This is a genomic window from Actinacidiphila yanglinensis (genome assembly GCF_900107965.1).
Classification (GTDB): domain Bacteria; phylum Actinomycetota; class Actinomycetes; order Streptomycetales; family Streptomycetaceae; genus Actinacidiphila; species Actinacidiphila yanglinensis.
In genome coordinates, this window is record NZ_FNVU01000004.1 from 445,259 (window position 1) to 470,941 (window position 25,683).

The window sequence follows — 25,683 nt, forward strand, 5'->3', positions numbered from 1 at the left end:
CCGACCGGTGTCCCGCGGCGACGTCCCCGCGCCGACGGCCGTTCACCGCGCGCTCCTTGTCCCCGTCCCGGAACGCGACGACGCGGGCGCCGGCGGTCTCCCCCGAGACCTTGTGGCGCCCGCGTCGGGGCGTGCTGTTGCGGCAGGACTGGCGCGCGGGGACGGAACTTCCAAGCGGACGGCCGATGTCGGGCGCCGTCGCTACTTCGGCGGTTTCCTTCCGGTGACTCCGAGGTGGACGAGCAGCGCCAGGTTCGGCTTCAGGTCGGCCTGCTTGACGCCGGTCCCGGTGAAACCTTTCTGGTGTGCCGCGACCGCGGCCAGCATGGCCACCAGCGAGCCGGCCACGGCCGGCGCGCTGACCTGCTTGTCGACCTTGCCCTTGCTCTGCAGGTCCTTGATGGAGTCGGTGAGCGAGCTCGTCACCGAGTTGAGGATCCGGGTGCGGATCCGGTTGAAGCGCTTGTCGCCCTCGGCGGCGCCGAGATCGATCACGCGGAGGATGGCGTCGTTCCTGCGCCAGAAGGACAGGAAGCCGTCGACGAGTTGGTCCGCGGCGAGTGCGCCGGACTTGCCGACCCACGAGCGACCCGCGACCAGTTCGGTCAGGCTCGCCGCCTCCTTCGCCATCTCGTCGGCGAGTTCAAGGACGGCGCCCTCGACGTCGGGGAAGTACTGATAGAACGTTGCGGGGGAGGTGCCCGCCATCCGGGCGACGTCAATCACCTTGACATCCCGGTACGGCGACGTGCTGAGCATCTCGCCGAGGCAGTCCAGCAGCTTCTGCCGCGTGGCCTGCCCGCGGCGGCCCGCAACACGGCCGTCGACGGTGCGAACTTGTCCTGTCATGCCGTCAGTTTACCGGCGGGTGATCGGCGCGCGATTTGGCGGCGTGCAAACGGGGACGCCCTCCTTCCACTTGGCGAACCGCCAGTTCAACGGTGTTTTCCCCCGTCTCAGGGGCCCCACGGGTGTGCGGGTGGAATGTGTCGAATGGGTGATTCGGGCCCGCGGCGCGCCCGGCTCGAAGAATTGACCATATGTTCGAATTCAGGCTCGTGCCGTGGGGAAGATCACTGGTTACGGTGGCGGGGACGGCGTGTCGAAGGCACTCCGCGAAGCATCGCGAACGTATAGGGAGGACGGAGTCATGCCGGAATTCGGTGAGGGGGCCCCATGTTGGGCCGATGTGACGTTGCCCGACCTCGAAGCGGGCCGGCGCTTCTACGGTGAGTTGCTCGGCTGGACCTTCGAGGACCAGGGGGAGGAGTTCGGCCACTACACGATGGCGCGGCGCGACGGAGCAAGAGTCGCGGCCCTGCTGCCGAAGGTGAACCCGTCGATGGCGACCGCCTGGGGGGTGTTCCTCCGTGCCTCCGACGCGGGCCGGACCGTCGCGAAGGTCAGGACGGCCGGCGGGCAGGTGGTCTTCGGCCCCGACCCGGTCGGTGACGTCGGCGTGATGACCGCGATCATCGACCCTGGCGGCTCGTACGTCGGGCTCTGGCAGCCCGGCAGCCACCCTGGCTTCGACCTGGTCAACGAGCCGGGTGCGTTCGCCTGGGCGGAGAACCACACGCGGGACACCGAGGTCGTCGACACCTTCTACCAGGAGGTGTTCGGCTACGACTCCCAGCAGGTCGGGGACGGCGTTCACTTCGACTACGCGGTGTGGTCGGTGCCCGGGGCCGAGAACCCCGCGCTGGGCCGGATGAAGCACGGCGGCGCCCCCGACGACACCCCCACCGCCTACCAGGTCTACTTCGGCGTCGAGGACTGCGACGACGCGGCCGCCACCGTCCGCCGGCTCGGCGGCCAGGTGCTGGTGGAGCCCGCCGCTTCGCCGTACGGCCGCACCGCCGTCGTCACCGACGACCAGGGGGCGCGGTTCTCCGTGATCGACCTCCGGAGCCGGACGGAGCCGACACCCGGGCAGTAGGCCCGGTTCACCCCCTCCTGACGCCCGCTTCGGCGCGGCGATTGGCCCTCGCGCGCCGGAGAGCGGATGATAACGAGTTCGCTTTCGGGGCGTGTCGTGGCGGCCCCGGGTTCGCAACCGGCGCTCATCCCAGGAAGAATCGGACCCGTACCCTGGCACGGGAGCCAGCGACCGGCCGGACGGGGCCGCGCAGCACGGGGAACGGCCGCGAACAACGCGGGCACGGGGAGGTGGCAGGGCAGTGGTGGAGCAGCTGACGCAGCATGACCCGAGACGGATCGGCCCTTTCGAGGTGCTGGGGCGGCTCGGAGCCGGCGGCATGGGGCTGGTCTATCTCGCCCGCTCGGCCTCCGGCCGACGGGTCGCGATCAAGACCGTACGGGCAGAGCTGGCCGAGGACCAACTCTTCCGGGTCCGCTTCACCCGCGAGGTGGAGGCCGCCCGTGCGGTGTCGGGCTTCTACACCGCGGCCGTCGTTGACGCCGACCCGCGTGCCGCGGTCCCCTGGCTCGCCACCGCCTACGTCCCCGCCCCGTCCCTGGAAGAGATCGTCAACGAGTCCGGCCCGCTGCCCGCCCAGGGAGTGCGCTGGCTCGCGGCGGGCATCGCCGAGGCGTTGCAGTCGATCCATGCCGCGGGCCTGGTGCACCGGGACATGAAGCCGTCGAACGTACTGGTGGTCGAGGACGGGCCCCGGGTGATCGACTTTGGTATCGCCTCCGGGGTGTCCAACACCCGGCTGACGATGACCAACGTGGCCGTCGGCACCCCCGCGTACATGTCGCCCGAGCAGGCCCGCGACTCCCGCAGCGTGCGCGGCGCCAGCGACATCTTCTCGCTCGGCTCCACCCTGGTCTTCGCCGCCACCGGGCACGCGCCGTTCCACGGCGCCAACCCCGTCGAGACCGTCTTCATGCTGCTGCGGGAGGGCCCCGACCTGGCCGGGCTGCCCGACGAGCTGCGCCCGCTGATCGAGTCGTGCATGCGGATGAAGGCCGAGGAGCGCCCCACCCCCGCCGACCTGCAGGCGCAGCTCGCCCCGCACCTTTTCTCCTCCGGCGGCGACGACACCGGTACCGCCTCGGCCTGGCTGCCGCCCGGGGCGGTCGCCCTGATCGAGGAGCGGCACCGCCGGCCCGGGGTCCCGCCGAACGGCGGCCGGACCGCCCGCCCGCCCGCGCCGCAGCCCTCGGGTCCCCAGGTTCCCGCGCCGCAGCAGCCCTCAGCCCCGCAGGTTCCCGCCCCGTCGCCTTCCGCGGCGCAGTCCTCCGGCCCGGTGCCGCCGCAGCCCGTGTCGCCGCCCCGCCCCCAGCAGCCGCCCCCCGGCGGCCCGCACCAGCACGCGGCCGCGTCCGTACAGCTGGCCGGGTCCGCGCCGATCGGGCCGGGGCTGCGGGTGGCGCACGCGGCGGAGCTCAAGGCGGTGGCCGCACCGGTGCCCGGCACCGAGTGGGTGCGGACCCGCCATGGCGCCCACCGGGCCCCGCAGGCCGCCCCGCCGTCCGTACCCGCGGCGATGCCCCGCCCGCCGGGCCCACCGGGGCCGCCGGGGGAGTGGCGTCCGTGGCGGTTCCGGATGTCCAACGACGTGTGGGGCACCCCCGTGGTGGACGGCGGCCTGCTCTACGTCACGTCCTTCGAGGTGCACGCGCTCGATGTGGCCAGCGGGCGCAGGCAGTTCAAGACGCGGGACGTGGCCTGGACGATGGCGGTGGCAGGCGGCCGTATCCATGCGTCGGACGGGCCCAGCCTGTTCGCGCTCGGGGCGGCCGACGGCGGGGACCGGTGGCGCACCGCGATCGACGGCTGGGTGTACGCGGTGCAGGCCGACGCCGGCACCGTCGTCACGGGCACCCGGGGCGGCATCGTGCAGGCGTGGGACGCCGAGCGCGGGACGCTGCGCTGGGAGCGCTCAGGTGTGCAGACCGAGTTCGAGTCGCCGGACGCCGGCCCGAGCGTCGAGGGCCGGATGGTGTTCTACCAGGGGGGCGGCCTGCTGCACGCGGTGGACGCCCTCAACGGCGCGGAGTTGTGGTCGTACCCGGTGGGGGAGCCCGGAGCGGCCGGTTCGGTGGTCACCCGGCCGGTGCTGGCCGACGGCGTGGTGCATCTGACCGCCGGTACCCGGGTGCTGGCCCTCGACGCCCGTACCGGCGCGGAGCGGTGGCACTTCGAGGCGCCCGCCGTGATGTTCGCGCCGCCCGCACACGTCCCCGGCCCCGGGCCCACCGGCGGCGGGATCTACGTCACCGACCACCTCGGTACCGTGTACGCGCTCGATCCGGCGGACGGCCATGACCGGTGGCGGGTCGCCACCGAGCCGCGGCAGTCGCTGGAGCCGGTGGTGGTGGCCGCGGGAGGGGTGCACCTCGGGGCGGGCGGCGCGCTGTACACGCTGGACGCGGTGAGCGGGACGCCGCGCTGGCGCTTCACCGCGCAGGGCGAGATCGTCGGGTCGCCCGCGGTGGCGGACGGCCGCGTGCACTTCGGTTCGAAGGACCACTGCCTGTACACGGTGGACGCGCAGGGCGGCCAGTTGCGCTGGCGACTGGAGACCGGCGGCGAGATCACCGGGTCACCCGTGGCCGCCGAAGGTGTGGTCTACGCGTGCTCGAAGGATCGCTGCGTGTACGCCCTGGATGCCGCGAAGGGCACCGGTTCGACCGCGCGCCGGGCCTGAACCGACTGCGGCGAACCCCCTCCGGGCCGCACTCCCGGGCGGTCAGGTCGAGCCGTCTCACTGCTTCGGCGGGCGGTCGGGCGAGAGCGGCTTCGTGTACGGGTCCGGCGCCGACGGGGGCGCCGACGGGCGTTCCGGCAACTCGTGAATCTCCGGCGGCGCGTGCGGGACGTCGTCCGGCGGCGGGAGTTCGGGTTGGCCGTAGTGCGGGCGGCGCAGCCCCGACAGCAGGAACGCCCCCGCGAAGAGCAGCAGGCCGCCCGCGAACGCCAGACCCACACCCGTGCCCAGCCCGTCGCCCCCCGCGGTCAGCGAGTGGGAGAACTGCGCCTGCCGGACCATCCACAGCACCGTGATGCCGAGCACCAGGAAGCCGGCCAGGGCCACCGCCTGCCAGGACCGCGCGAGCACGCCCAGCAGGGTGAGCAGCGCGGCGAACCCCATCGGCAGGAAGAGGGAGCCGAGCAGGGCCGCGTCATGATCGGTGACGCCGACACCCGTGAAGAGGTCGTCGACCCGGATGTTCGAGCCGTGGCGGCCGTCGTACCAGGCACGGAAGGGGCTCCAGACGGCGGCCGCCGCTCCGGCGAGCGCGAGCAGTGACCCCATGATGTTGCGGACCATCGGGGTGCCACCACCTCGTGTCGCTCACTCGGCCCCCACGGTGCCGACGCTACGCCCGGGGCCGCGGCGCTGCCAGGCGAAGGTGATCGACGGGGTGAGCAGTCCTGCGACCAGCACTTTCGGGTATCCGCGCGCCTCGGTGGGCGGGTTCCGGAGCCTGACTCCGGTGCATCGGCCCGCGCCCGTCCAGCTCGCCCTTGTCCGCCCATGCCCATCCGTCTCGCCGCCGCCCTGCCGCCTCGGCGCGAAGCACCGCCCGGCCCGGCGACCCCCGTACGGCCATCGGGCCGGGCAGGCGCCGTGACCCTGCGGAACCGCGATCGTCGCGGCCCGCGCCGCACGGCACCCCCGTTCCACAGAGGTTCCCATGACCGCACGCAAAAAGTCGGCCGCAGCGCCCCCTCCGCGCTGCGGCCGACCGGTCGCCCGGACGGAGGGCCGACCCCCTGAGTCGGCTCGCCGTGCCCCCCGGGCTTCCTTGACTCCCCCGTGCCTCCTGTGTGGACCGTCCTGGCGCCCGCCCCCACGGGACCGCCCGGACACTCCCCACCCCCCGTTGTTCCCCCGTTCCCCCTGTCACCCGGCTCCCCCTGAGAGCCGGGATCTTCGAGGCCCGCCACGTCCCCAAACGTGGTGCGCGCTCGAAGCCTTGGGTCAGTCCTGGTCAGTCCTTGGTCGGTCCTGGTCCGGTCCGGGTCAGTCCTGGTACTGGTTGTCCGGCTTGATCGGCTTGGCGGCGGTCTCCTCCGCGGTGTCGGAGGCCTCGCTCACGCCCTCGGCGATGATGTCCTGGTACTGGTTGTTCGGCTTGACCGTCTTGCCCTTCGGCGCCGCGGCAGCCGCCTCGGTGGGCTCGGCCGGCGCGTTCTCAGTGCTCATGAAGTGCTCCTGTGCATCGATGTGCGTGGGGACGTGCTGGATGCGAAGCCCACCCGGCAACAACCCCCGTACATCGCCGGGTGGGCAGCTCATGTTCAGCGATGGAATCGTGACAGGTGACGATAATCAACCGATAAACGGTTCCTGACCCGGCTTCGGGTGGCTAGATCGCAGATCGCACGCCGACCGACGAGGACGGGCCGTCGTCGAGCAGCCGACGGACCTCCTGCATCTCGGGGGAGCCGAGCGCGGTGTAGATGACCAGCGCGTCGTGCCAGCACGCGTGTGCCCGGACCGGCTGGTTCATGGCTGCAAGTGCGCGTCCGAGGACCATGAGCGCGTTGGCCGTACGCCACTCGCCGCCCATGGTGCGGAGGATGACCAGCGCCTGCTCGGCGTGCGAGGCGGAAAGGCGCCAGCGATCGGCGGCCAGGTGCACCTCGGCGAGCCGGTACTGCGTCATGCCCTCCCAGAACTGCTGCCGGGCGTCCCGGAAGATCTGCAGCGCCTCGGTGAGGTACTCCAGGGCCTCGTCCAGCCGGCCGGTCGCGGTCAGCGCGTTGCTCATCGCGTACAGCGAGTTGCCGAGCCGGAAACCTGCGCCCAGCTCCCGGTTGATGGCCAGTGCCTGCTCGCAGTTGGCCACGGCCGCGTCCGTGTCGCCGAGGCTGAGCTGCGCCCAGGACATGTTGCTGAGCGCGGCGGCCTCACCGTAGTTGTTGCCGTCGGCGCGGAAGGCTTCCAGCGCGGCGGTGTGGTGGGCGACGCAGTCCTCGTAGCGGCGGTTCTTGTACGCCACCAGGCCGCGCAGGTTCGGCGCGTAGCTGCACGTCAGCGGGTCCTCCACGGACATGCCGACGATCATGGCCCGCCGGGCCTCGTCGTCCGCCTCCGCGAACCTGCCTGTCATTCGCAGCAGTTGGGCGACCAGGACGCGGGCGCGTCCTTCGACCAGCGGGTCCGAGCGGTGGTGCGAGGCGTTGACCAGGGCGCGGGCGGCCTGTTCGTACTGCCAGGCGTGCACGCCGGACTCCATCAGGTCCCAGGTGGCCACCAGCAGGTCGACGGCGCGGCGCATCATGTCGTCGCAGTCGTCGCCGGCGGCCTGCTCGACAGCCGCGAGCAGGCCCTGGGCCTCGGCGAACAGCCACTCCAGGGCGGCGTCGCGGGAGTCGAAGTCCAGGCCGGGGCGGGAGGTGCCGGCGAGGTGGTCGAGCACCCGGTCGCCGGGGTTCTCCAGGGCGTAGACGGTCGCCGCCGAGGCCAGGTAGAAGTCCAGCAGCCGGGACACCGCGGCGCAGCGCTCCTGCCGGGTCTCGTCGCGCTCGGCGCACTCGCGGGCATACAGCCGCAGCAGGTCGTGGAAGCGGTAACGGGCGGGCGCGGCCGACTCGATGAGGCTTATGTCGACCAGCGTCTCCAGCAACTCCTCAGCCGTGTAAGGGTCGAGGTCCAGGACCGCGGCGGCGGCCTCCAGCGAGATGTCGGGGCCGTCCAGCAGGGACAGCAGCCGGAAGGCGCGGGCCTGTTGGGGCGACAGGTGGCCGTAGCCGAGGGCGAAGGTGGCCTTGACGGCGAGGTCGCCGGCCCGGAGCTCGTCCAGCCGGCGGCGCTGGTCGGCCAGCTTGCGGGCCAGGACGGACACGGTCCAGGTGCGGCGGGCGGCCAGCCGGGAGGCGGCGATGCGGATGGCCAGCGGCAGGAAGCCGCAGGCGCCCACCACGGAGAGCGCGGCCTGCCGCTCGCCGGCCACCCGCTCCTCGCCCACGATCCGGCTGAAGAGCTGCAACGCCTCCTCGGGGGACATCACGTCGAGGTCGACCAGGTGCGCGCCCTCCAGGTCGACCATCCGCATCCGGCTGGTGACCAGGGCGGCGCAGCCGGGCGTGCCGGGCAGCAACTGCCTTATCTGCGCCGCGTCGTAGGCGTTGTCGAGGAGGGCGAGCACGCGGCGGCCGTCGAGGGTCGAGCGGTAGAGCGCGGCGCGTTCGGCGAGCGAGTCGGGGATGGCGGGACTCGGCACGCCCAACGCCCGCAGGAACGCGCCCAGCACGGCCTCGGGATCGGCCGGTCGCTGCTCGGTACCCTGCAGATCGACGTACAACTGCCCGTCGGGGAAGGCATCCCGCACGGCGTGGGCGACATGCACGGCGAGCGTGGTCTTGCCGACGCCGCCGATCCCGGCGACCGCGGAGACCGCCATCACCCCGCCCTCGTCGCCCTGCTCGGTGGCCAGGGCGAGTTGCCGGCCCAGCTCCTCGACGGCGGCACCTCGCCCGGTGAAGTCGGGCACGCTCGCGGGGAGTTGTGCGGGGCGGACGATCTCTGGGGCCCCGGTGGCCGCGGCGGCCGGAACCGCCAGCTCCGGATCGGCCTCCAGGATGCGCTGGTGGAGGTCGTTGAGTTCGGCGGACGGGTCGATGCCCAGCTCTTCGGCGAGCAGGCGGCGGGTGTCGGCGTAGACGCCGAGTGCCTCGGCCTGCCGACCGCTGCGGTACAGGGCGAGCATCAGCAACGCGCGCAGCCGCTCGCGCAGCGGGTACTCGGCGGAGACGGCGGTGAGTTCGGAGACCGCCTCGGTGTGGGCGCCCACTTCGAGGTCGAGTTGGAGGCACGCCTCGATCAACCCGACCCGCCACTCGGTCAGCCGGGACCGCTGCGCCTCGGCGTAGGGCCCGGGCAGGCCGGCCAGCGGTTCGCCGTTCCACAGGTCCAGGGCCGAGTTCAGCAGCTGCCGGGCCTGCTCGGGGTCGGTCGCCCGCACCTTCTCCGCGTCGGCGGCGAGCCGTTCCGCGACGGCGTAGTCCAGGGAGTCGGGCTCGAAGCGGAGGGAGTAGCCGCCGGAGTCGGTGACCAGCGCCTTGGTGCCGAGTACCTTGCGCAACCGGAAGGCGTACGAACGCAATGCCGCGAGCGCGGTGTTCGGCGGGGTCTCGCCCCAGACAGCGTCGAGCAGTTCGGACGCCGTGGCGGTGCGGCCGCCGCGCATCAGCAGCATGGCCAGCACGGCCCGCTGTTGAGGTGCGCCGGTGACGATCGACTCGTCGCCGCGCCAGGCACGCACCGGGCCCAGGACCGCGTACCGCAGGTCGCTCGGCTCCGTGCTGCTTTCCATCGTCTGCCCCCTGGATCGCCCAGGAGCCGGGCCCTTTCCCGAACCCGGCTCTTCGCGCGTATATCTATCGTTCATCGCTGGACGGAACAGTTCTCCGCATGACACGAGGAGCCGAGAGTTCGGCCCCGTCCGTGCCAGTTTGCCGTGTCGGGCGGCCCGGGTCACCCCGTGCATGGTCCCGATCCGGCCTAGTGCCGAATGTTGGGCCGATTCCGAGGTTCTTTCTGTGCGTGCGCGGAGGTTGTGCTGTGTGGGGAACGTTCACACGCGTGTGTGTCCTGCGAATGGGCGGGTGACGGGCAAGCCGTGTGGGTACCGAGCAGAAACGATTCGGAAGATTCTTCGGTTTCGGGAGGATTTCGCCGGGAAACATCACAAGTATCCGGCGCGGTGGTCTCCTGGCCGACACTGCACCGGACACTTGTGGCCCCGGGGACGGGACCCGTACCGCCCGCACCCACCGGGACGGATACGGTGACCCGCCGCGGCGGGAAGCACAGCCGCCCTCGGCGGGGGCGCGGCGGTGGTTCCCACCCGACCCCGGGTGACGGCGGGCGCCTGCCCGGACCCCTGCTGCGTCAGCGGGCCGAGCACCGTCCGCAGGGCATTCCCGTCCTGCCGTACGGCGACGCCGCGCCGACCACCGGAACCGCCGGGTGCAGCTTCGCCGAGCTGGACCGCCGGGCCCGGGCGGTCGCCGCGCGGCTGGGCAGCGTGCTGCAGCCGGGCAGCCGGGTCATGCTCGTCTACCCGCACGGTCCCGACCTCGCGGGCGCGTTCCTCGGCTGCCTCTACGCAGGGATGGCCGCGGTCCCGCTCGTGCTGTCCTCGAACGCGGCGGCGGGGTCGGTGACCCGTGCGGTGCGGCACTGCGACCCGGCGGTCGTGCTCACCGGCAGTGACACCTGGACGCCGCTCGCGGTCGACCGGACGCGCACCGAGGTCGTCGAGGCGGACGGCGTCCGCGTCTCCGGCGAGCCGGTGTGGCGGCTGGCGCAGAACTGGCGACCGGTGGGTGTGCTGCGCGGCGCGCCCGCCTACCACCGGTACCACGACGACGGCGCGGTCGGCGGCCGGCTGGAGCCGGCGATGTCGCACGGCGATCTCACGGGGGTGACCGACGAGTTGGCCCAGGCGGTCCGGCTCGGCACCGACGAGGAGAACGTGGGCTGGATCGCGGCGGTGCACGGCGTGGAGGACGCGGTATGGCGCATCCTGCTGCCGATCCGCATCACGGCGTAGCGGTCGGGCATGGGGTGCGCGGCCGTACCTGAGAGGTGCGGAGCGGGTGGCCGGGCGCGGGCGCGGCGGGAATGGGCCGCGTCCTGGTACGGGCGGTCGGGGTGTGGTGCGCGCGGTGCCTGCCGGTGAAGTGCCCGGGTGCGGGCGGCAGATGGACGGTGGGTCGAGGAGGCACGGCCACGGCGGCGTGGCGGTGCGCCGGGCGCGGGTCCGCCCCCGTGGTGCCGGTACCGCTTCGCCTTTCCCACGGTGATGGGGGCTGGGCGGCACGGCACCCGAGGGCGGGGCCCGCCCGCGCTAGGAGCGGCCGAGCCAGATCGGGTTGGTGAGCGCGACGGCCGGGCCGGGCAGGCCGGAGGCACCGCCGTCCGCGGCCGGGTGCCGTACCTCCGCGCGCACGTAGCAGGCGAGCGACGCGGTGGTGGTCCACTCCACGGCACCGGAGGCGGGCAGCGCCTGGCCGACGACCTGGCCCTCGTCGGTCAGCAGCCGCACCACGCAGTCCGCGGGCACGCCCCCGACCTCCAGGCGGACGGTCACGTCGGCGTCCAGGGCGACCGGCAGCCGCTCGCCGATGCCCGCGTGCTCGCCGCGCGGGCCGGCGGCGGAGAAGGAGAGCCGGACGTCGGCGTTCTCGGCGATCCATGAGTTCCCGGCCCGGATGCCGGTCTGGAGCGCGTGGCGGTCCAGGCCGTCGGCGAGCACCACCGTCTGCGGCAGGCCGACGACGTCGGGGTCGCGGTGGGCGTCGGAGTTGCCCATCGCGGGCAGCCAGTGGCCGTCGCCGCGGCGGGCCGCGCTCGTGAGCAGGTTGTCCCAGGTGAGCAGGGACGCCTCGTCGTCGGGGGTCCAGGGGCCGTTCCAGACCTCGATGGCGTCGACGTTGTCGTAGCCGAACTTCCACTGGCTGGCGAGGCTGTTGCCGTACGGGTGGGCGGGCACCACGATGCCGCCGGCGCGGCGGATCTGCCGGGCGAAGCGGTCGAACGCGTCGTCGCGGGCCCGGTAGCGCCAGTCGATCCACTCGCCGCCGTCCAGCCCGATCGCGAGGTAGTGGCCGTTGCGGGTGGTGACCTCCTCGCCGGTGAGGATGAGCAGGTCGTCGCCGGCCAGCGGGCCGAGCAGCGGGTGCGCCGAAGTCGTGTTGTGGTCGCTGGAGTTGATGAAGTCCAGCTTGGCCGCCCGGGCCAGCGCGGCCAGTTGCTCCAGGGTCCGCTTGCCGTCGGAGTGCACCGTGTGCAGGTGGCAGTCGCCGCGGTACCAGCCGCGGCCGCGGCCGCGCACCTGCTCCGGCGGATAGTCCGGGGGCGGGGTGGTGCCGCGGTCGCCGAAGGTGAGGGTGACGGTCACCGAGTAGTCGAGGCCCTGCGGCGCGACGGTGTAGGGGCCGAGCGCCACGTGCCAGGTCCCCGCCCCGACCGGCCCGGGCAGGTACCCCGGGGTGGCCTGCTCCGCGCTGATCGAGAAGTCGGTGCGCGCGCCGCCCGACCAGCCGCGGAAGCCGTCGCCGCCGACGTCCGTGCCGCGCTGGTCGAAGATGCCGATGTCGCAGGCGTTGCCGAGCGTCCCGGCGGCCACCGCGGGCCGGTCGTAGGTGTACGACACGCTGATCTGCCGGACCCCCTGCGGCACGTCCAGCGGCAGGTACACGAAGTCGGCCACGCCGGTCGGCAGGTGGCCGGTGAGGGTCCGCGTCACCTCGGTACCGGGCGCCGGGGAACCGCCGGACGCGGAGCCCGGGTCCGATCCCGGGCCCGCGCCGGAGTCGGAGGCGGCCGCGAAGTCCACGGGAGCCAGCGTAAGGACGCCGGCCGCACCAGCGCTCGCGGAGAGCTTCAGTACCTCTCGTCTGTCCATGGCGACCACGATCCCGGGTCCGGGTGACGGGCGTGTGGCCATGCCCTGTTTGCCGGGGAACGTGATGCCGCAGGATCGATGCGGCGCTACGCCCGTCCGGGTGGCCGGCCGCGCCGCGACGGCTCATGGGTGAGGCGCCCGGCACCCGGGCCCGACCTCCCTCGACTCGCCCCCCGGCCGGTCCTCGCCTCCCCCGCCGTACCCGTCCCGCGGTCTCGCGTCGGGCACACCCGTATGCCGTAGGAAAGGGTGGCGCGCACGCCTATACCTCGATACGCCCCCAACTGCTGCTCCACGCAGGCTAATTCGCTTCTGCGTCCATCCCCGGTCGCCTGGTGTTCACCTGATGGCTCGCGCCGGGCTGGTGAAGTCCTCCCGGACAGAGGTGAGTTGCGAGCCGGAGGAGCAGACGTGAGCGGTCGTGCGAAGGTTCGGGTGCGGGTCGGCGGTGCGGCGTTCGCCGCGTTGGGGGCACTGGCCGGCAGCCTGGCGGGGGCGTCGGCGGCCGGCGCGGACGACGGCGGCGGCCTGCCGTACACGCAGGTCGAGCAGGTGGCAAAGGGAGTGACGTACGGTCAGTTCACGGTGGACGGCGCGAAGGGTCCCGTGACCGGGTACATGCTGACCGCTGACCTGTCCGACCCCCGAGTGCGGGTGAACCTGCTGACGCCGGGAGCGGTGGCAGCACGCGCGCCCGTCTCCCAACTCGCGGACGCCGCCCAGGCGGTGGGCGCCGTCAACGGCGACTTCTTCAACATCTCGGAGGAGCACGCCGGTGTCACACCGACGGGCTCCTCCGACGGTCCGGAGATCTCCTCGGGCCGTGCGCTGAAGGCCGCGGTGCCGAACTCCCAGCGGTTCGGCCCGGCGATGCCGCCCGGCGAGACCACGCAGGACGTCCTCGGCGTCGGCGTCGACCGCCGGGCCCGCCTGGACCGGCTCGCCCTGGTGGGGAGCGTCCGTACCCGGCAGGGCAGTTACCCGCTCGGCGGCTTCAACCAGTACGCCCTGCCCGAGGGCGGTATCGGCGCCTACACCAGCGGCTGGGGCACCATCTCGCGCGAGCGCGCCGTCTGCGGCTCCGACACCGCCCGGGGCGCCGCGTGCAGCACCGACACCTACGAGGTGACCGTCCGCGGCGGCCGGGTCACCGCCGTGGCCGACACCCCTGGCGAAGGCGCGATCGAGCCGGGCAGCACCGTCCTGGTCGGACGGGACGCGGGCGCGGACACCCTGCGCACGCTGAAGGTCGGCGACCGCGCGGACGTCGGCGAGCGCCTCGCCCCGAGCGGGTCCCACGTGCCCTACACCTTCGCGGTGGGCGGCTTCCCGGTGCTGCGTGACGGCGCCGCGCTGGCCGGGCTCGACGCGAAGACGGCCGCGGTGCGCACCGCCGCGGGCTTCGGCGACCACGGGCGCACCCTGTACCTGCTCGCGCTGGACGGCACGGCCGCGGCCGATCCGGGTCTGACCGTCGCCGAGGTGGCCGATGTGATGCGCCGGGCGGGCGCCGACGACGCCGTCAACCTCGACGGCGGCGGCTCCACCACGATGGTCACCCGCACCCCGGACGCCCCGGCTGCCACCGTGCGCAACAACCCCTCAGGCGTCGCGGAGCGCCCGGTCGCCAACGCGGTCGGGGTGTTCAGCACCGGCCGCTGACGGGCCCGGACAGGGGAGTGCGCCTCGCGTACGCCGGGGCGCACTCCGGCGGTCGTGCCAGCGCCTGGCGTACGCCCCCTGACCAGCCGCGATCGCCACCCGCGCCGGGCCTGCCGCGTACCGGGAGAAACCCCGGAAAACGCCGGAAAAGTCGGTGCTTCGCGGACAACCCCGCACCTACCAGCAGCACCCCTTCCGCTCCTGGTTCCGTCGGATATCGTGCAGGCGCAGTACGGGTTCGGATCGGGGGATGTTCGAAGGGGACCGCATTGACCGCTGTCTGGGGACGCGCGCAGCAGCAGGACTTCCGCAGCAGGGTGCGCGGCTGCCTGCTGGGCGGCGCCATCGGAGACGCGCTCGGCGCGGGCGTGGAGTTCGAGTCGCTGGAGGCGATCCTCGGCACCCACGGCCCCGACGGCGTGACCGACTACGTGCCCGCGTACGGCAGACGCGGTGCCATCACCGACGACACCCAGATGACGTTGTTCACGGTCGAGGGCCTGATCCGGGCCCAGGTCCGGCGGGACACCGGCGCCTGGCACCCGCCGACCGACATCCACCGCGCCTACCTGCGCTGGGCCGCCACCCAGAACGAGTGGGGCCCGGACGAGCGCCGCAAGGACAGCGGCTGGCTCGCCCGCGAGGAGTGGCTCTACGCGCGCCGCGCGCCGGGCGGCGCATGCCTCAGCGGCCTGTCCGACGACCGGATGGGCACCCTGGAGGAGCCGAAGAACCCCGGGTCGAAGGGCTGCGGCGGTGTGATGCGCTCGGCGCCCTTCGGTCTGCTGGTCGGCTGGGAGCCGCAACTCGTCTTCCAGCTCGCCGTCGAGTGCGCCGCGCAGACCCACGGCCACCCCACCGGGCAACTGGCGTCCGGCGCCTTCGCGGTGATCGTGCACGGCCTGGCCCGCGGCGAGGCGCTGGACGGCTCCGTACAGCACGCCCTCGCGCTGCTGGGCGCCCGCCCCGGCCACCAGGAGACCACCGACGCCCTGCAGGGCGCCCTGGGCGCTGTGCGGCAGGGCCTGCCTTCCCCGCAACGGGTCGAGGCGCTGGGCGAGGGCTGGACCGCCGAGGAGGCGCTGGCGATCGGCGTGTACTGCGCGCTGGTCGCCGAGGACGTCCGGCACGGGCTGCTGCTGGCGGTCAACCACTCCGGCGACAGCGACTCGACCGGCTCGATCTGCGGCAACCTGCTCGGCGTCCAGCACGGCGAGACCGCGCTGCCGCCCGCCTGGATCGCCGAGTTGGAGGGCCGGGCCACCGTCCTGCAGCTCGCCGACGACTTCGCGATGGAGATGACCCAGGCGCCCGCCCTGCACGGCCCCTCCGGCGCGAGCCCGGCCTGGCTGGACCGCTACCCGGCGGCGTGAGGGCCACGCGCCCTTCCTCCCGCCCGGATACGCCGCTCCCGCTCTCATCCGCGGCCCGGGTCCCATCCGCCCCTCCGGGCCACCTCCGCCCCTCTAGGCCACGTCCGCCCCTCGGACTCCCGCCCCGCCCGAGGCCGTTGCCCGGATCGTGAAAAGTAGCTGGACACCGCAACGATTCTTCGTAGGCTGCACGCCATGACGACCACCCGCGGTGCACTCCCCGAACTCGCCGGACGCGTCCGCTCGGTGGGTGCCTCGCCGGTACGCGAGATCCTGGCGTTGACCGCGCGGCCCGAGGTGATCTCCTTCGCCGGCGGGCTGCCCGCGCCGGAGCTGTTCGACGCGGTGGGACTGCGCGACGCGTACGACCGGGTGCTGGCCGAGCGTCCCGGGCAGGTGCTCCAGTACTCCACCACCGAGGGCGACCCCGCGCTGCGCGCCGCGATCGCCACCCGACTGGCCGGGCGCGGCCTGCCCACCGAGCCGGACGACCTGCTGGTGACCGGCGGTTCGCAGCAGGCGCTGACCCTGATCGCCACCGCCCTGCTCGAACCCGGTGACACCGTCCTGGTGGAGAACCCGACCTACCTCGCCGCGCTCCAGTGCTTCGGCTTCGCGGGCGCGCGCGTGGTGCCGGTGCCCACCGACGCCGACGGGGTACTGCCGGACGCGCTGGAGGAGTTGGTGCGCGTGGAACGGCCCAAGCTGCTCTACCTGATCCCCAACTTCCAGAACCCGACCGGCCGTACGCTCCCCTCCGCCCGTCGCGCCGCGGTCGCCAGCATCGCCGGGCGGCACGGCCTGTGGATCGTCGAGGACGACCCGTACGGTGAACTGCGCTTCGAGGGCGAGCACCGGCCGCCGGTCGCCTCCTACGACGAGGCGGCCGATCGCACCGTGCTGCTCGGCAGCTTCTCCAAGGTGATGGCGCCCGGGCTGCGACTGGGGTGGCTGCGCGCGCCGGCGGCACTGCGCCGGGCCTGCGTGATCGCCAAGCAGGCGGCGGACCTGCACACTTCGACCGTGGACCAGGCGGCGGCGGCCCGCTACCTCGCCGACAACGACCTGGACGCGCACCTGGACCGGGTCCGTACCGCCTACCGGTCCCGGCGGGACGCGCTGCTGGCCGGACTGCCGGACGCGCTGCCGGCCGGGTCGGGTTGGAACCGGCCCGAAGGCGGCATGTTCGTCTGGGTGCGGCTGCCCGACCGTCTCGACGCCACCGCGCTGCTGGCCGATGCGGTCGCCCATGACGTCGCCTACGTGCCGGGGGCGCCGTTCTTCGCGGCCGATCCCGATCCGGCGACGCTGCGCATGTCGTTCACCACGCACACCCCGGGGGAGATCGGCGAGGGGCTGTCCCGGCTCGCCAAGGTGTTCCGACAGGCGTTCTGAGCGTCCTGACCGCCGGTCCTGTCCCGCCGGTTGCCCTCCTTCCTGCACGGCCGCCCGGAACTCCCGCGTCCCGGGCGGCCGTTCCGTCATGCCGCGCGGCAGGGCGCGGGGGTGCGGACGTCCGGCGAAGTGCCCGCTCATCGTGGGTTCGGCGCGCAGGTCATCACAATGCCAAGGCAAGCAAAGAAGAAGTAAAATCGTTCTGAGTCCTGACTTGAGTTCAAGTCCATGAACGAGGAACCCTTGACCCGGCCCCCGGAACAAGGGTTCAATCCCCGAAGTCCCCAACTCCCGTACGGGGGCGACCGCCAGAGCGAGCGGCACGGCGAAGCGCCTCCACGTTCACAAGGCGGACCCCCGGGAGGGGACATGAACAGTCTCGACTGGACCGTTCTCATCGCGTACTTCGGCGTGATGGTCGCGATCGGCCTGTGGTCCCACAAGCGCGTCGACGACGTCGGCGACTACTTCACGGCCGGCGGCCGGATGCCCTGGTGGCTGTCCGGCATCTCGCACCACATGGCCGGGTACAGCGCGGTGATGTTCACCGGCTACGCGGGCATCTCCTACCAGTACGGCGTCACGTCCTACGCCACCTGGGCGTTCCCGATCGCGATCGGCGTCGGCATCGGCGCCAAGCTCTTCGCGCCGCGGCTGAACCGGATGCGCTCGCAACTCCATGTCGCCTCGCCGCTCGAATACCTCAAGGACCGCTACAACCTCACCACCCAGCAGGCGCTGGCCTGGTCGGGGGTGCTGCTGAAGATCGTGGACGTCGGTGCCAAGTGGGCGGCGATCGCGACCCTGTTGTCGGTCTTCACCGGCATCACCATCACCCAGGGCATCGCGATCACCGGCGCGATCACCGCGCTCTACTGCACGGTCGGGGGCCTGTGGGCCGACGCGCTCACCGAACTCGGCCAGTTCGTCATCCAGTTGATCGCGGGTATCGCGATGCTGGTCGCCACGCTCCGGCACATCGGCGGCATCAGCGGGATCTGGAACGTGTGGGACGAGCCCGCGCTGCGCCACCACGGCCACCCCACCGCCGGCCCGTACACGACCGTCTTCCTGCTGGCGTACCTGTTCATCAAGACCTTCGAGTACAACGGCGGGATGTGGAACCAGGCGCAGCGCTACATGGCCACGCCGACCGCTCGTGAGGCCTCGCGCTCGGCCGCGCTGTCCTCGGCGCTGTGGTTCGTCTGGCCGCTGGTGCTGTTCTTCCCGATGTGGGTCGCGCCGCTGCTGGTGCACGCGAACAAGCCCGACGCCTCCGACTCGTACGCGCTGCTGACCGAACGGCTGCTGCCGCACGGACTGCTGGGGCTGGTGGTGGTCGGGTTCTTCTCGCACACGATGGCGATGTGCTCCTCGGACGCCAACGCGATCGCCGCCGTGGTCACCCGCGACATCGCGCCCGCCGTCTCCCGGACCGCGCGCGGCTGGACCACCCGGATCGGCCTGATCGCGGCCCGCAGCACCACGCTGGTCTTCCTCGGGCTGTCCATGGCGGTGGCCACCCAGGTCAGTTCGCCGACGTTCAAGAACATCATCACCGTGGTGATCAAGTGGGTGGCCGGGCTGGTCGGGCCGATCGCGATCCCGTTCATGCTCGGGCTGATGAAGCGCTTCCGCAAGTCGGGCCCCACCGCGGCCCTGACCAGCTGGGCGCTCGGCCTGCTCGCCTTCTACCTGCTCAACTACCCGGTGAACGACGCCGTCTCGGGCGGGGTGAACCTGGAGTACCAGATCGCGGCCCCGGTCGCGGTCTCGCTGGTGCTGTTCATCGTGATCGGCTGGATCAAGCCGGAGGACACCCCCGAACGGGACGCGCTGATCGCGAAGGTCGACTCCGACGCGGGAGCCGATCTCGCGGCTGTCAACGGACCGGACGGGCCGGATGGGGTCGCCGACCCGCTGCTGAAGCCCGCGACGGACTGAGCCCCGGCGCGCAGCGAGCCCTCTCGGCCAGGACGGCGGCCAGTCGAGAGGGCTCTTCTGCGGTGCGGGTGGTGCGGATCGTGCGGCCGGCAGTGATGCCTTTGTCGTGCCGGCGCGGTGCCTGGGCCCCGCCTGCCGTGCCGCTTGGCGTACTCGTTGTCGTGCCGGTCATCGTGGTGACTGATGGCGGTGCTCGCTGAAGTGCTGGTGCGGGGAGCGCCGGTTGTGAGTACCGTTCGCGCAGCCGCCTGTCAGCGCAGTTCGAACGCCCCGGCGTCCACGTCGGTGACGAAGGAAGCCCACGCGTCGGGGGAAAAGGTGAGGACCGGACCCTGCGGGTCCTTGGAGTCGCGGACCACCACGGCCTCCACCGCGGGGGACTTGACCTCGACGCAGGCGCCGTTGCCGGTCGAACGCGAGGACTTCATCCACACGGGGGTGCTGCCGAGCTTGATAGCCATCTCTGCTCCGGTCTGTGCTGGTGAAGGCGGCGCGGTGCACGCCACTGACTGACGTGATCGACGCTACTCGGCACCCTCAGGGCGTGGAGGTCCACTTCACCCGACCGGATGGCATATTCCTTGCAAGGCTTCCGCATTGAGCCGGCAAAGGCGTATCCTGCCCACCGTCACTCGCCGGAGCCCTGCTGTTCCGCGTAACGGGCGGCGGCGTCGGTGATGAAGGCGCGGGTCTGCTCGGCGCTCAGCGCCTGGGCCCGCAGGTGCTCGTACATCACGCTGTACGCCTGTACGTCGGTGTCCTTCTCCAGGTACAGGTCGCTGTTCACGCCCTCCAGGTACACCACCGTCGCGTCGGTGGTGTCGGCGAACTCCAGCACCGCGAACTGCCCGCTCAGGCCCGGGTGCGCGCCCACCTCGAACGGCAGCACCTGCACGGTGACATGCGGGAGATGGCTCATCTCCACCAGCCGGACCAGCTGTTCGTGCATGACCTGGTCGTCGCCGACCCGGCGGCACAGCGCGGCCTCGTCGACCACCGCCCACATCCGCAGCGGCGAGTCCGGGTCGGTGATCCGCTCCTGGCGGCGCATCCGCACGTTCACCCGCTTGTCGACCTGCTCCGCGGTGGCCTCCGGCAGGTTCCCGGCGATCATCGCGGCGGCGTAGGCCGGGGTCTGCAACAGGCCCGGCACCACCTGGGGTTCGAACACCCGCAGGCTCGCCGCCTCGGTCTCCAGACCGATGTAGACGCTGTACGGGATGTCACCGAAGGCGTGCCACCAGCCCTGCTGCCGGGACTCCTTGGCCATCTGCATCAGCGACTCGACGATGCGCACGTCCTCGACGCCGTACACCCCGCACAGGTCGCGGACGTCGCGCTGGCTGATGCTGCGCCGGCCGTTCTCCAGACGGCTGATCTTCGACTGGGAGACGAGCAGCCGGGCCGCGACCTCTTCGGCCGTCATCCCCTTCTGCTCGCGGAGCTTGCGCAGCTCCGACCCCAGCCGGCGGCGCCTGACGGTGGGGTTCACGTTCGCGACCACAGGGACTGCACCTCCACGCTGAACCATACTGATGGTCAGCAGCCTGCCACTACCGGTCATCACCGCGCTGCCGAATCGGTGGACAACCTTGCAACGGAAGAGTTGCGAGGTGCGGGAGGGCGGCGGCCGCCGAAGGGCCGGCACGGAACCGGAGAACAGAACCGAGAGCGGCCACGGAAGAGTGGAAAGACGCCGGCGCGCGGGGTGACGGATGCCCGGACGACGTCCGGTGCACCGCCACCCCGCGCGCCAGTGGGACATCCCGAACGCGGCCGGCTGTGGGTGGTGTTGGGGATGCGGTGTGCCTTCCGGCCCGAAGATCCGGAGGCCCCCCGATGAACTCGGAGGCCCTCCGGGTTTCCCGGGGGCACCGCCACCGCCCTGTGTACGGGTAGCTACGTGATGTGTACTCTGTGTCGCGTGAACGACATATGCTGTCGGCCTGCCGCCGGTCAGGTCACCGGGCTCCCGCCCGCGCCATCCCGCTGTGCCCCGCCGTGCGTTGCGCCTGGGCCGGTGGACGCTTGGGCTGCGCCGCCACCCCGTTCTGCACATCCATCACGGCGTGTGCGACGAGGCCGCCCATCGGGTCGTACCTGATCAGGTCGCGAAGGCGCGATCGCGAGGACCGGCCCTCGTTCCCCGGGTACAGGTGCTTGCCGAGACCCACGGCGTGGGCGAGCGCGGCGAGCGCGGCGGTCCGCGGGTCCGGCGGTACGCCGGTGCGGATCGCGCTGTCCAGCCGGGACCTGATCTCCCGGCTGACCGCGCTGTCGGTCGCCTGGTACCGCGTGGTCGGCAGTACCCCGCACATCTGACCCGGCACGGCGTGCACCATGCCGCACCGCTCCAGGTGCGCGAGATACGTCTGGCGCAGCCCCAGTCGGGGCCCGCCGATCCAGTGGACGGCACGCACCGGACTGCCACGGCGGCGCAGCAGTTCGAGCGCGGAGTCCAGAGTCGGATCTCCTGTCGGCCGTGGGTGCACCACGGCTATACGATCCCCGTCAGGGGCTATCCGTCCGGCCAGGGCCAGCTCGACGAGCTGCGCCCCGGCGAGGCCGAGGTCGAGCGATTGCGGCTGTGCCGTGGTCCCGGTGGTCGGGTCCAAGGCGAGCAGCAACAGCTCTTCCGGAATTGTTCTGCGGCTCTTGCCCATCCATGCCTCCCCGCGTGGATGAATGACAGGGTGACGCCTCTCACACCGGCCTGTCGAGAGCGCCTTCTCCATATCGGCGGGAACCGGGTGGTATGTCGTTCTCGTCTACGGGGTGGATGGGGTGTCGCAGACGGGCTGCGCGCCTGTCGCGGGACACTTGCGTGTGCGGTCCCGGACCGGTAGAGGCGCGGTTTCCGAGCGTTTTTACACAGTGTGTGCATGTGTCATCACGATGTGTGGAGGAGGTCTGCGTGGCGGGCGACGCCCCCGGCAGGGAGCAGCAGCACGAGACGTCGGGGGAGCCGGGTATCCATCCGGCCACGGATCCGAGGCTGGCGGTGTTCCGAACGCCTGTCGAGGCACCGGAGGAGCGTGTGGCCGAGGGCGGGGCCGGCGGGCGCCCCGGGGGAGAGGACGACGGCGAGCCGCGCGCGCATGCGCAGGACGACGTCGAAGATCCCAGCTCAGCGCCCCGTTCCCACCCCGAGCCCGACTCCTCCGCGGAGTCGCAGGCGCCTACGCGGGCGGGTGCGGTGGCTACGTCCGACGAGGGAGCGGCAGTGGACGCCGTGGCCGATCCCGCGCCCCCGGCGGCGCCTCCCGCGCCCCGTTCGGCGCAGGACGAGGGCGGGAAAACGGAACCGAATCGTAATCAGGATGCTGGGGCCGCGGAGGCTGCTGGGTCTGGTGTGGCAGGTGGGAATCCGGCTCGCCCGGCCGGTGCGGAACCGGCCGAGCCCGCGGAGGACACCGGCGAAGCGGACGGTGAGGGCGAAGCGGACGCGGATGCCGATTCCGGCGCTGATTCCGAGGCCGTTCCCGAGGCCGATTCCGGGGCCGCTTCCGATGGTGAGGAGGCGGCCGGCGCCGCTGGAACGACCGATGGTGACGGGGCGTCGGGCGCCGAGGCCGGCGCGGAGGGAGCCGGCGCGGACGAGGGCGATGCGGACGTGGCGGTCTCCCCGAGCGGAGCAGATGCGGGCGAGGCCGAGGCCGACGCAGCGTCGGACATCGAGGAAGCCGAGGACGAGAACGAGGACGAGGACGCCGGAACCGGAGCTGGAGCAGGGGCCGTCGAAGCCTCCGCGGACGGTCCCGACGGCACCCGTTCGGGCGACACCCGCGCGGGTGAACTCCCGCCGTCCGACGTGGACGTTGCGCGCTCCCGCGCGGCCACTCCGCCTCCGCCGCCCTCCGCGCCCCCGGCCGCGCCTGTGGAGCGCCCCGGGCCGTTGGTGAAGCCGCTGGTCTCGGACATCCCCGCGGAATGGCCGGAAGGGTCGCAGAAGAGCCGCCAGGGCTCCTCCAGCGGCCCCCTGGCCTTCGGCACGCCCGGCCGCCCCACCCGTGCGGACTCCGCTCCGCCGGCCCAGGCTCCCGGTGCACGCCCCCGCTCGGTGCCGCTGCCTCCCGCGCAGCCGCCCGCGGGCGTCCCGGGCAAGCCCGGCAAGCAGGACGCCCCGGGCAGCCGGTCCGGGGGGACGTCGCAGGATGACGTCGTCGGCCCGGAGGGCACCCGCGGCATGCCGGTGCCGCCGGTTCCCGACAAGCAGCCGCTGAAGCTGCTCGCCGAGCTGACCAACACCCCGCCCCCGGCGGAGACCACGCTGCGCACCGTGGTGCGCCGGTTCAAGATCTGGACCCCGCTGGTCGTGCTGCTGGCGATCGTCTTCGTGGTGGTCCAGGCGGTCAGGCCGCTGCCGTCGCCGAAGCTGGCGCTGACCACGGTCCCGTCGTATACCTTCGCCGGCACCCCGTTGCCGCAGACGATGCCGTGGCCGACCGAGGGCCAGTCGGTCGCCGAGGTCGAGGGGCTGGGCTCGCTGGGAGTGCACGGCACCCAGTCGCCGGTGCCGATCGCGAGCCTGACCAAGGTCATGACGGCCTATGTCGTCCTGCACGACCACCCGCTCACCGGCAAGCAGGGCGGGCCGATGATCACCGTGGACGCGCAGGCCGCGCAGGAGGCGAGCTCCGAGGACCAGTCGACCGCGCCGGTCAAGGCGGGGCAGCGCTTCGACGAGCGGCAGATGCTGCAACTGCTGCTGATCCCGTCGGGCAACAACATCGCTCGCCTGCTGGCCCGTTGGGACTCCGGCACGCAGGACGCCTTCGTCGCGAAGATGACCAAGGCCGCCAAGCAGCTGGGCATGACGCACACCACCTATACCGGCGCCAGCGGCATCGAGGAGACCACCGTCAGTACCGCGGTGGACCAACTCGACCTGGCCCGCCAGGTGATGAAGAACGACGTGTTCCGCTCGGTCGTGGCGATGCCGAACATCGACATCCCCGGTGTCGGGCGGATCTACAACAACAACAACGACCTGGTGAAGTTCGGCGTGGTCGGCATCAAGACCGGCTCCAGCACGCCGGCCGGCGGCGCGCTGATGTGGGCGGCGCACAAGACGGTCGACGGCAAGCAGCAGTTGATCCTCGGTGTGGTGCTCCAGCAGCACGGCGGGAGCACTGTCAACGACAGCCTCCAGACCGCGCTGCAGCGCAGCCAGACGCTCATCGACTCCGTGCAGGCCGGCCTGGACTCGGCGACGATAGTGAAGAAGGGCACGGTCGTCGGCAAGGTCGACGACGGACTCGGTGGCACCACCCCGGTGGTGGTGGGCAAGGACCTCGCCGCGATCGGCTGGCCCGGCATGAAGAAGGACCTCACCCTCACCCCGGACGACGGCGGCCTGCCGCACAACGCGCCGGCCGGCACCAAGGTGGGCACGCTCAGCTTCGGAACCGGCGCGGCCCGTACGGAGGTGCCGGTGGTCCTGCAGAGCGACCTCAGCGCACCGGGCTTCGGGGCGAAACTGACCCGGTTCTGAACCGGACCCGTTTCTGAATCGGAGCCGGTCCCGAACCGGCCGCGGCCATTGCGCCGCACCCGAACGGGCCGCCCCGCGCGGTCCGTTCGGGACCGCCCGCGGTGTCTACCGGGTAGCTACCCGGTAGACACCGCGGGCTTCGTGCGTCGGGCCCTTTCAGGAGGCCAACTCCCGCTCCAGCGGCGTGCGGAAACGCGGAGTGACCTGTACGCCCGCCAGCCGCGCGGTCAGTTCGGCGGCCGCCGCGTCCACCGCACGGTCGGCATCCGCGCCGCGGTCGGCCAACCGCCGCCACACCACGGTGCAGTCGGCGCGCTGGCCCCAGCCGCCGATCACCTCGCCGCCCCACCACACGGTCGGCCCCACGTTCCCGGTCCCGTCGAAGAGCGCGGCGCGGTGCTCCTCGGGCAGGAACCACTCCCGCCGCTGCCAGCCCATCGGCGTCGGGTCGAGCCCCGGCAGCAGCACGGCCGCGGGCGCGTCCTCCGCCGTCGCGCCGTCGCTGTCCCCGGGAAGCACGAACCCCTCGCCGCTCTCCTCGAGTCGTACGGTCTCGGCTCCGACCGCGTCGAGCGCCTTCCCGACTTCGCCCAGGCCCCAGCCGGTCCACCACTTCAGATCCGCCGCCGTCCCCGGCCCGTACGCGGCCAGCCAGGCGCGGACGACCGCGGCGCGTGCCTGCGGGACCGGACGGGCCGGCAGCGGCTCGGCCCGCGCCCAGCGGAACTGGCCGCTCATCCATGAACCGGCCGGCCTGCGCCGCTCGATCCGGCCCTCCGCGGCCATCGTGCGGATGATGCGGCTCGCCACGTTCTGCGTCGTCTCGTACGGCTTGCCGCGGGCGACCGTCACCTTCTCGCGCAACCGCGCGACGTGGCGGGACAGTTCGGCCCCACTGCTGTCACCGAGCTCGGCGAGCGCCGCCTCGACCTCCGCCTCGGCCGCGGCGAGCCACTTCTCGTCCCAGCCGCCGCCCTCCGCGAGGTACTGCAGCAGCTTCTTCCGCTCGCGCGCCGCGATCTGCTGCCCGGCAGCCGCGAACACGTCCGGCGCCGCCTCACGGGGCACCACGAACATCGTCCGCCGCATCGCCAGCATCCGGGTGAGCGTCGAGGCCGGCCCGTACAGCGCGGCCTCCATCCGTGCGGTCACCGCCGCGGGGTCGGCCAGCCGCGCCCCCACCGTGAGGAAGACCGTCGCCGGGTCCGTCGCGTGCAGGACGGCCAGCGCGTCGACGACCTCCTCGCAGGTGGCCGCCGCCCGCCCGGCCGCCAGCCGGTGGCGTACCGCCAGCCGGGCCCGCCGCTGATCGTCGCCGAAAAGTCGCTGCGCTCCGCTCATGCGGGAATGGTCACACGTGGCACTGACAGTGCGTGGGGTGGCGTGGCGTCGCGTGGGGCGGAGCGGGGACCCGCCATTACGGTTCGGCCCCCCGCCGGTGGGGGTTGCCCGTGCCGTTCTCCCCCAGCCTGGCGGCTG

17 protein-coding genes are annotated in these 25,683 nt (G+C 72.6%); 8 read left to right on the plus strand and 9 right to left on the minus strand.

Translation table 11 applies throughout. From position 1 onward, the window contains the following. Nucleotides 1–201: 201 nt before the first annotated feature. Nucleotides 202–849, minus strand: a complete 648-nt coding sequence (locus C4U44_RS11810) for a TetR family transcriptional regulator (RefSeq protein WP_103885650.1) — start codon at nt 847–849, stop codon at nt 202–204. A 340-nt stretch (nt 850–1,189) separates the two neighbouring features. On the opposite strand from C4U44_RS11810, the gene C4U44_RS11815 reads away from it, so the two are divergent. Beyond that, nucleotides 1,190–1,939: a VOC family protein gene (locus C4U44_RS11815; protein WP_322973592.1), complete on the plus strand. Its 750-nt coding sequence runs from the start codon at nt 1,190–1,192 to the stop codon at nt 1,937–1,939. 241 nt (nt 1,940–2,180) lie between these two features. Then, a complete protein-coding gene (locus tag C4U44_RS11820; protein ID WP_103885652.1) occupies nt 2,181–4,619 on the plus strand; it encodes a serine/threonine-protein kinase in 2,439 nt (812 codons plus the stop codon). Nucleotides 4,620–4,676: 57 nt separating this feature from the next. Here C4U44_RS11820 and C4U44_RS11825 read toward each other — a convergent pair whose 3' ends face one another. The 3 genes from C4U44_RS11825 to C4U44_RS11835 form a co-directional block, all read right to left on the minus strand. Next, a complete protein-coding gene (locus C4U44_RS11825; RefSeq protein WP_103885653.1) occupies nt 4,677–5,243 on the minus strand; it encodes a hypothetical protein in 567 nt (188 codons plus the stop codon). Between the two features lie 696 nt (nt 5,244–5,939). Continuing rightward, nucleotides 5,940–6,122: a hypothetical protein gene (locus tag C4U44_RS11830; RefSeq protein WP_103885654.1), complete on the minus strand. Its 183-nt coding sequence runs from the start codon at nt 6,120–6,122 to the stop codon at nt 5,940–5,942. 163 nt (nt 6,123–6,285) lie between these two features. Continuing rightward, nucleotides 6,286–9,237, minus strand: a complete 2,952-nt coding sequence (locus C4U44_RS11835; protein WP_103885655.1) for an AfsR/SARP family transcriptional regulator — start codon at nt 9,235–9,237, stop codon at nt 6,286–6,288. 474 nt (nt 9,238–9,711) lie between these two features. On the opposite strand from C4U44_RS11835, the gene C4U44_RS11840 reads away from it, so the two are divergent. Continuing rightward, the gene (locus tag C4U44_RS11840) at nt 9,712–10,479 is read left to right on the plus strand and encodes an AMP-binding protein (RefSeq protein ID WP_235031995.1); all 768 of its coding nucleotides are present in this window, start codon (nt 9,712–9,714) and stop codon (nt 10,477–10,479) included. A gap of 297 nt (nt 10,480–10,776) precedes the next feature. Here the strand turns inward: C4U44_RS11840 and C4U44_RS11845 are convergent, their stop codons facing one another. Next, nucleotides 10,777–12,336: a CehA/McbA family metallohydrolase gene (locus tag C4U44_RS11845; protein ID WP_103885833.1), complete on the minus strand. Its 1,560-nt coding sequence runs from the start codon at nt 12,334–12,336 to the stop codon at nt 10,777–10,779. A 411-nt stretch (nt 12,337–12,747) separates the two neighbouring features. Between C4U44_RS11845 and C4U44_RS11850 the strand changes: the two genes are divergently transcribed. From C4U44_RS11850 to C4U44_RS11865, 4 genes are all read left to right on the plus strand, one after another. Then, nucleotides 12,748–13,998, plus strand: coding sequence for a phosphodiester glycosidase family protein (locus C4U44_RS11850; protein ID WP_103885657.1), 1,251 nt, complete (start codon nt 12,748–12,750; stop codon nt 13,996–13,998). Nucleotides 13,999–14,267: 269 nt separating this feature from the next. Beyond that, nucleotides 14,268–15,371: an ADP-ribosylglycohydrolase family protein gene (locus tag C4U44_RS11855; RefSeq protein ID WP_200823219.1), complete on the plus strand. Its 1,104-nt coding sequence runs from the start codon at nt 14,268–14,270 to the stop codon at nt 15,369–15,371. A gap of 195 nt (nt 15,372–15,566) precedes the next feature. After that, complete coding sequence (locus tag C4U44_RS11860; protein WP_103885658.1) at nt 15,567–16,766, plus strand: aminotransferase-like domain-containing protein; 1,200 nt, start codon at nt 15,567–15,569, stop codon at nt 16,764–16,766. Nucleotides 16,767–17,135: 369 nt separating this feature from the next. Then, complete coding sequence (locus C4U44_RS11865) at nt 17,136–18,710, plus strand: sodium:solute symporter family protein (RefSeq protein ID WP_103885659.1); 1,575 nt, start codon at nt 17,136–17,138, stop codon at nt 18,708–18,710. A gap of 251 nt (nt 18,711–18,961) precedes the next feature. Here the strand turns inward: C4U44_RS11865 and C4U44_RS11870 are convergent, their stop codons facing one another. The 3 genes from C4U44_RS11870 to C4U44_RS11880 form a co-directional block, all read right to left on the minus strand. Further along, the gene (locus tag C4U44_RS11870) at nt 18,962–19,171 is read right to left on the minus strand and encodes a DUF397 domain-containing protein (RefSeq protein ID WP_103885660.1); all 210 of its coding nucleotides are present in this window, start codon (nt 19,169–19,171) and stop codon (nt 18,962–18,964) included. 167 nt (nt 19,172–19,338) lie between these two features. Next, a complete protein-coding gene (locus C4U44_RS11875) occupies nt 19,339–20,214 on the minus strand; it encodes a helix-turn-helix domain-containing protein (RefSeq protein ID WP_103885661.1) in 876 nt (291 codons plus the stop codon). Between the two features lie 457 nt (nt 20,215–20,671). Then, nucleotides 20,672–21,373: a GOLPH3/VPS74 family protein gene (locus C4U44_RS11880; protein ID WP_103885662.1), complete on the minus strand. Its 702-nt coding sequence runs from the start codon at nt 21,371–21,373 to the stop codon at nt 20,672–20,674. A gap of 950 nt (nt 21,374–22,323) precedes the next feature. On the opposite strand from C4U44_RS11880, the gene C4U44_RS11885 reads away from it, so the two are divergent. Next, nucleotides 22,324–24,204, plus strand: a complete 1,881-nt coding sequence (locus C4U44_RS11885; RefSeq protein WP_235031996.1) for a D-alanyl-D-alanine carboxypeptidase family protein — start codon at nt 22,324–22,326, stop codon at nt 24,202–24,204. Nucleotides 24,205–24,360: 156 nt separating this feature from the next. Here C4U44_RS11885 and C4U44_RS11890 read toward each other — a convergent pair whose 3' ends face one another. After that, nucleotides 24,361–25,545, minus strand: a complete 1,185-nt coding sequence (locus tag C4U44_RS11890) for a winged helix DNA-binding domain-containing protein (protein ID WP_103885664.1) — start codon at nt 25,543–25,545, stop codon at nt 24,361–24,363. Between the last annotated feature and the right edge of the window lie 138 nt (nt 25,546–25,683).